Annotated in this window: 6 protein-coding genes; 3 read left to right on the forward strand and 3 right to left on the reverse strand. The window is 75.5% G+C overall.

The window, feature by feature from the left end; genetic code table 11:
- Positions 1-143: 143 nt before the first annotated feature.
- Positions 144-725 (forward strand): aminoacyl-tRNA hydrolase, encoded by a 582-nt coding sequence (gene pth / locus ACFV4G_RS16850; RefSeq protein WP_380440912.1) that lies wholly within the window; start codon positions 144-146, stop codon positions 723-725.
- 7 nt (positions 726-732) lie between these two features.
- Here the strand turns inward: pth and ACFV4G_RS16855 are convergent, their stop codons facing one another.
- A complete protein-coding gene (locus ACFV4G_RS16855) occupies positions 733-2,199 on the reverse strand; it encodes an MFS transporter (protein ID WP_380440914.1) in 1,467 nt (488 codons plus the stop codon).
- Between the two features lie 207 nt (positions 2,200-2,406).
- On the opposite strand from ACFV4G_RS16855, the gene ACFV4G_RS16860 reads away from it, so the two are divergent.
- Together ACFV4G_RS16860 and ACFV4G_RS16865 are read left to right on the forward strand one after the other, a co-directional pair.
- A complete protein-coding gene (locus tag ACFV4G_RS16860; protein ID WP_380440916.1) occupies positions 2,407-2,907 on the forward strand; it encodes a MarR family winged helix-turn-helix transcriptional regulator in 501 nt (166 codons plus the stop codon).
- A gap of 32 nt (positions 2,908-2,939) precedes the next feature.
- Positions 2,940-3,458, forward strand: a complete 519-nt coding sequence (locus ACFV4G_RS16865; RefSeq protein ID WP_380440918.1) for a GNAT family N-acetyltransferase — start codon at positions 2,940-2,942, stop codon at positions 3,456-3,458.
- Positions 3,459-3,568: 110 nt separating this feature from the next.
- Here the strand turns inward: ACFV4G_RS16865 and ACFV4G_RS16870 are convergent, their stop codons facing one another.
- Positions 3,569-4,078 (reverse strand): methylated-DNA--[protein]-cysteine S-methyltransferase, encoded by a 510-nt coding sequence (locus tag ACFV4G_RS16870; RefSeq protein ID WP_380440920.1) that lies wholly within the window; start codon positions 4,076-4,078, stop codon positions 3,569-3,571.
- A complete protein-coding gene (locus ACFV4G_RS16875) occupies positions 4,075-5,646 on the reverse strand; it encodes a DNA-3-methyladenine glycosylase 2 family protein (RefSeq protein WP_380440923.1) in 1,572 nt (523 codons plus the stop codon). The genes ACFV4G_RS16870 and ACFV4G_RS16875 overlap by 4 nt, the downstream gene beginning before the upstream one ends.
- Positions 5,647-5,773 lie beyond the last annotated feature (127 nt).

Genomic DNA, 5,773 nt, shown 5'->3' on the forward strand with positions numbered 1-5,773 from the left:
CGCGCAGTTCGTCTCTCGTCGGTGTGCCTCTCCCACCCCATCACCCCACACCACCCCCCCCCCCCCCCACCCCGCTCTCTTTCGACCCTGATTTCTCGAACCGGCCCCCGGTTCGTTCCCCCTTGCGCTCTGGAGCACCGAACATGACCCCCGCCGCCCCCTGGCTCGTCGCCGGCCTCGGCAACCCCGGCCCCTGGTTCCGGCTCACCCGGCACAACGCGGGCTTCCTCGCCGTCGACCGGCTCGCCGAGCGGCACGGCGCGCGGTTCCGGCGGCGCGCGATCGGCAGCCGGGTCGCCGAGATCGAGGTGGACGGCCGACGGGTGCTGCTCGTCAAGCCGCAGTGGTTCATCAACCTGTCCGGCCGCCCGGTGGCCGGCCTGATGCGGCGCCACGGCGTGCCCGTCGAGCAGCTGGTGGTGGTCCAGGACGACCTCGACTTCGCGTTCGGCTCCTGCAAGCTCAAGCGCGGCGGCGGCCCCGGCGGGCACAACGGCGTGCGCTCGGTCGGCGACGTCCTCGGCACCCGCGACTTCGTCCGGCTGCGCTTCGGCCTCGGCCGCCCGCCGAAGGGGCAGAGCGTCGGCGACTTCGTCCTGAAGAAGTTCTCGGAGGACGAGCTCGTCGCCCTGCCGAGCGTGCTGGACCGCTGCGCGGACGCGGTGGAGACGCTCGTGCGGCTCGGCCTCAACCGGGCCCAGGACGCGCTGAACGCCGTGTCCTAGTCGCCCGTCAGGAGCGGGCGGGGCCGGCTGGGCCGGCAGGGCGGGCAGGGCGGACCGGCCGGGTGAGGAGCACGGCCGCCGCCGCGACCCCCGCGAGGACCAGCAGCACCGTCCGCCCACCGGACGCCGCGCCCGCCAGGTGGACACCCAGGACGGACAGCGCCATGCCGAGCGCCGTGCCCAGGCTGCGCGCCATGTTCACCATGCCGCCGCCGACCGCCGAGCAGGCCGCCGGGATCGCCCGCATCACCAGCGCGTTGTTCGCCGGCAGCAGCAGGCCCAGACCGTACCCGGCGACCAGCAGCGGGACCGCCGACACCCCGGCCGAGACCGGCAGCAGGGCGAACAGCAGCAGTCCGGCACCCGCCGTCACCGCGCCGGAGCGACACCTCGTCACGTCCGACCAGCCGCGCGGCAGCAGCCCGCCGCCGACCGTCGCCGCGACCGCGAACGCGGCCGGCAGCAGCGTGATCACCAGGCCCGCGCCGGCCGTCGACACGCCCGCTCCGGTCAGCAGCACCGGGCCCAGCACGAGCGGGCAGAACAGCAGCAGGTACCCGATCAGCGCGACCACCAGCCCGGACCGCACGCCCGGCGTGTTGACCAGCCCGGGCGCCAGGATCGGCCGGGCGGCCCGCTGCTCCTGGCGCACCAGCGCGAGCGTCTGGACGGCCGAGGCCACGAGGAGGACGGCGACGAGCCAACCGGGCAGCGGCAGGCCCGAGGCCGTGGACAGGGCGAGCAGCAGCGCCGTGGTGGCGCCGGTGATCAGCAGCATGCCGGGGAAGTCGAAGCGGTGCGCCTTCCCAAGGGGTCGGCGCTGCCCGGGCACGACCGCCGCGCGCTCCGCCCTGGTGCGCGGCAGCAGGTACCAGCCGGCGACGATGCCGAGCACGCCGATCGGCACGTTGACCCAGAACACCCACTGCCACGACGCGTGCTCGACCAGCAGCCCGCCGAGGGTCGGCCCGAGCGCCAGCCCTAGGCCTTGGGCGGCCGCCTGGATGCCGAGCGCGCGCCGCATCGCGTGCTCGGGCACGCCGCGCGCCACCAGCGCGACGCTGTTGGCCTGCATCATCGCGGCGCCGACGGCCTGCACGGCCCGGCAGCCGACCAGGATCCAGAGGCCGCCGGCGAACCCGGCGCAGAGCGAGGACAGGCCGAAGACGGCGAAACCGCCGATGTACATCGTCTTGCGGCCCACCAGGTCGGACAGCCAGCCGATGGGGGCCAGCAGGGCGACCAGGACGAGCAGGTAGGCGAGGGCGACCCACTCGACGGCGGCGAAACCCGCGCCGAAGTGACGGCCGAGGGCCGGGAAGACCAGGGCGATCACACTGGCGTCGAGCTGACCGAGGAAGGCACCGAGACACACGGTGCCGACGGCCAGCCAGTGGGCGTGGCGCCAGCCGGCTATGCCGCGGGGCCTGGGGCGCTCGGTGAGCAGCCGCGCGGCGAGGACGGTGGCGTTCATGTCACTCAATATATCGGATGCAGACATGTTCTTTCTACGACCTGATCGGAATCAGATGCGCACGGGGTGTGGCCGGCGGTTCGGCCGGCGGTTCGGCCGGCGATCCGCGTGGGCCGGCGCAGCGGCCGGGGGCAGCGCCCGAACCCGCTCCCCGGCACCCCCACCGGGCCGGCTGAAGCGTCCGTACCAGGCGATACGCTGTCCGCCATGCCGTCGTCACCGCACGTTCCCGACTCCGCCACCGGAACCCCCGAAACGTCGGTCGAACACGCCCGCCGGCTGACCGACGTCGTCACCCGCCTGCGCCGCGCCCTGCGCAGCAGCATCCGCACCGACTACCCGTGGGAATCCCTCCCCATGGCCCAGGTCGAACTCCTCCAGACCCTCGCCGCCGCACCCCTGCGCGTCGGCGAACTCGCCGCCCGCCAGCGACTCGCACCCAACACCGTCAGCGGCCTCGTCGGCAAACTCCTCGACGCCGGCTTCGTCGACCGCCAGGCCGACCCCGGCGACCGCCGCACCGCCCGCATCGCCCTCACCCCCGCCGGCCAGCGCCAGCTCGACGACTGGCAGCACGCCCACGAACGCCGCATCGCCGACGCCCTCGGCACCCTCGACCCCGCCGACCGCGACGCCGTCTTCCAGGCCCTGCCCGCCCTCGACCAGCTCGCCCGCGCCCTCGCCGGCCCCACCCCGACCGCCGAATAACCGCTGGTCACGCCCACCCCACGAGCACTACCGTGCGTGCCGTGAACACGGCACTGGTACACCTCGAACCCTGGACGGACGCCGACCTCGCGCTGCTGCGCCGGGTCAACACGCCGGAGATGAAGACGCACGTCGGCGGCCCGGAGAGCGAGGAGCAGCTGCTCGTCCGGCACGCCCGCTACCTCGACTTCGTCCCCTCCGGCCTCGGCTGCATGTACCGGATCGAGCTGCTCCCCGGCGGCGAACCCGTCGGCACCGTCGGCTACGGCACCCGGACGTGGGAGGGCGGGACGGTCCACGAGATGGGGTGGAACGTCCTCCCGCCCTTCCAGGGCCGGGGCATCGCCGTGGCCGCGACCCGCGCGGCCGTCGCCGCCGCCCGCCGCGAGGCCCGGCACCGGTACCTGCACGCCTTCCCGTCGGTCGACAATCCCGCGTCGAACGCCGTCTGCGAGAAGGCCGGCTTCACGCTGCTCGGGGAGACGGACTTCGAGTTCCCGCCCGGCCGCCTCATGCGGAGCCACAACTGGCGCGTCGACCTTCGGGCGTAGACCCGGCTCGGCACGGGGCGGGGCGGGGTGGGACGGGACGGGGCGGGACGGCACTCGGAATCGGGGCCGGGCAGGGCGGCATTAGGAATCGGGGCCGGGCCGGCCGGCACTCAGAACAGGGTGCCGCTCTCCAGCTCCAGGAGCCAGCGCTTGCGGTCGACCCCGGCCGCGAAGCCGGTGAGGGCCCCGCCGGCCCCGAGGACGCGGTGGCAGGGGCGGACGATGAGGAGCGGGTTCGCACCCACGGCGCCGCCGACGGCGCGCACGGCCCGCGGCGACTCGCCCGCCATCGCGGCGAGCCGGCCGTACGTGACGGTCTCGCCGTACGGGATCTCGTCCAGGGCCGCCCAGATCCGCCGCCGGAAGTCGGTGCCCTCCGGGGCGAGCGGCAGGTCGAACCCGGTGCGCTCACCGGCGAAGTAGGCGGTCAGCTGGGCCACCGGCTCGGCGAGGGACTCCGGGTCGAGGACCCAGTCGTCGGCGGGCTCGGCGAGGGCGTACTTCTGGCCGGGGGCGGTGACGGTGGCCAGCGCGGCCGGACCGTCCCCGTCGGGCCGGACGCCGCTCAGCAGCAGCCGGCCGAACGGGCTCTCCATGGTCGTGAACACGGTCGTGGTCATGCTCGTGCGTTCTCCGTTCCGGTACTGGTGGCGCTCGCGGACCCGGCCCACAGCCGGTGGACCGCGTAGGAGCGCCAGGGGGCCCACGCCTCGGCGGCACGGGCGGCGGACTTGGGGTCGCCGGGGGCGCCGAGGCGGACGAGGCCGTGCTTGACGCCGATGTCGCTCGGGAGGAAGACGTCGGGGTCGGCGAGTGCCCGCATCCTCAGGTAGCCGACCGTCCAGGGGCCGATGCCGGGCAGGCCCATCAGCTGCTCGGCCGACTGCTCCCGGTCGACGCCGCCGTCCAGCCGGACCACGCCCTCGGCGAGCGCGGCGCAGAGGCCGGTGAGCGCCCGGCGGCGGGCGGCGGGCATCGCGAAGTCCTCGGGGTCGGCGGTGGCCAGGGCGGCCGCCGTCGGGAAGAGCAGGCGCAGGCCGCCGTTGGGCTCGGGCAGGGCGGTGCCGTACTTCTCGGCGAGCCGGCCCGCCAGGGTGCGGGCCGCGCCGACGGTGATCTGCTGGCCCAGCACGGCGCGGACGGCGAGCTCGTGCGGGTCGACGTGGCCGGGCGAGCGCAGGCCGGGACGCTCGCGGACCAGCGGGCCGAGGAGCGGGTCGGCGCCGAGCTGCTCGTCGACGGCGTCGGGGTCGGCGTCGAGGTCGAAGAGGACGCGCAGGCGCTGGACGGCCGTCGGCAGGTCGCGCAGGTCGGCGAGGAGGAGGCGGCAGTCGAGCCAGCCGCGGGTGCGCTCGTCGCCGGGCGCGAGGCCGTCGACCTCGGCGATGCCGTGACCGTAGGGGAGCGCGAGGGTACGGCGGTAGGTGCGGACGCCGGGGCGCGCGCCGGGGACGACCTCCTCCACGCCGGGGACCGCGCGCAGGGCGAGGAAGTCGATCAGGTGGTCGCTGTCGATCGCGCCGCGGTAGGCGAGGCGCAGGGTGAGGCCGCCGGCCGGGGTCGCGATGCGGCGGCCGGCCGCGACCTCGGCCCGCAGGCCGCTCGGGGTGCGGTCGTAGACCTCGCGGACGGTGTCGTTGAACTGCCGGACGGAGGCGAAGCCGGCCGCGAACGCGACGTCGGTGACCGGGAGTTCGGTGGTCTGCAGGAGCAGCCGGGCGGTCTGGGCGCGGCGGGCGCGGGCGAGCGCGATCGGGCCGGCGCCGAGTTCGGCGATGAGCTGGCGCTGGAGCTGGCGGGCGCTGTAGCCGAGGCGGTGGGCGAGGCCGGCGACGCCCTCGCGGTCGACGAGGCCGTCGCCGATCAGGCGCATCGCCCGGCCGACCAGGTCGGCCCGGTGGTTCCACTCCGGCGAGCCGGGCACCGAGTCGGGGCGGCAGCGGCGGCAGGCGCGGAAGCCGGCGCCCTGGGCAGCGGCGGCGCTCGGGTAGAAGACGCAGTTGGTGCGCTTGGGCGTCACCGCGGGGCAGCTCGGCCGGCAGTAGATGCCGGTCGTCGTGACGGCGGTGAAAAAGACGCCGTCGAAGCGGGAGTCCCGGCTGTCCACGGCTCGATACCGGATGTCGTCGTCGATCACGCTGTCCAGTCTGCGGCACCGGAGGGGTGTCGACTGGCGGGAATCGGACATGACCGTCGGGGGGCTTCCTCCTCCCGCTTCCCCTCCCTCTCGTCCTCGGCCGTCTCGCCCCGGGGGGGGGGGGGGGCGGGGGCGGGCGGCGGGGGGGCGCCGCGGGGGGGTGGGGGTGGAGGGGAGG

The sequence above is a fragment of the Kitasatospora sp. NPDC059747 genome (assembly GCF_042732955.1).
Classification (GTDB): domain Bacteria; phylum Actinomycetota; class Actinomycetes; order Streptomycetales; family Streptomycetaceae; genus Kitasatospora.

Bases quoted from the DNA above. Each gene is read 5' to 3' on its own strand.
- pth (WP_380440912.1), top strand. From the start codon at position 144: ATGACCCCCGCCGCCCCCTGGCTCGTCGCCGGCCTCGGCAACCCCGGC.
- ACFV4G_RS16855 (WP_380440914.1), bottom strand. From the start codon at position 2,199: ATGAACGCCACCGTCCTCGCCGCGCGGCTGCTCACCGAGCGCCCCAGG.
- ACFV4G_RS16860 (WP_380440916.1), top strand. From the start codon at position 2,407: ATGCCGTCGTCACCGCACGTTCCCGACTCCGCCACCGGAACCCCCGAA.
- ACFV4G_RS16870 (WP_380440920.1), bottom strand. From the start codon at position 4,078: ATGACCACGACCGTGTTCACGACCATGGAGAGCCCGTTCGGCCGGCTG.
- ACFV4G_RS16875 (WP_380440923.1), bottom strand. From the start codon at position 5,646: ATGTCCGATTCCCGCCAGTCGACACCCCTCCGGTGCCGCAGACTGGAC.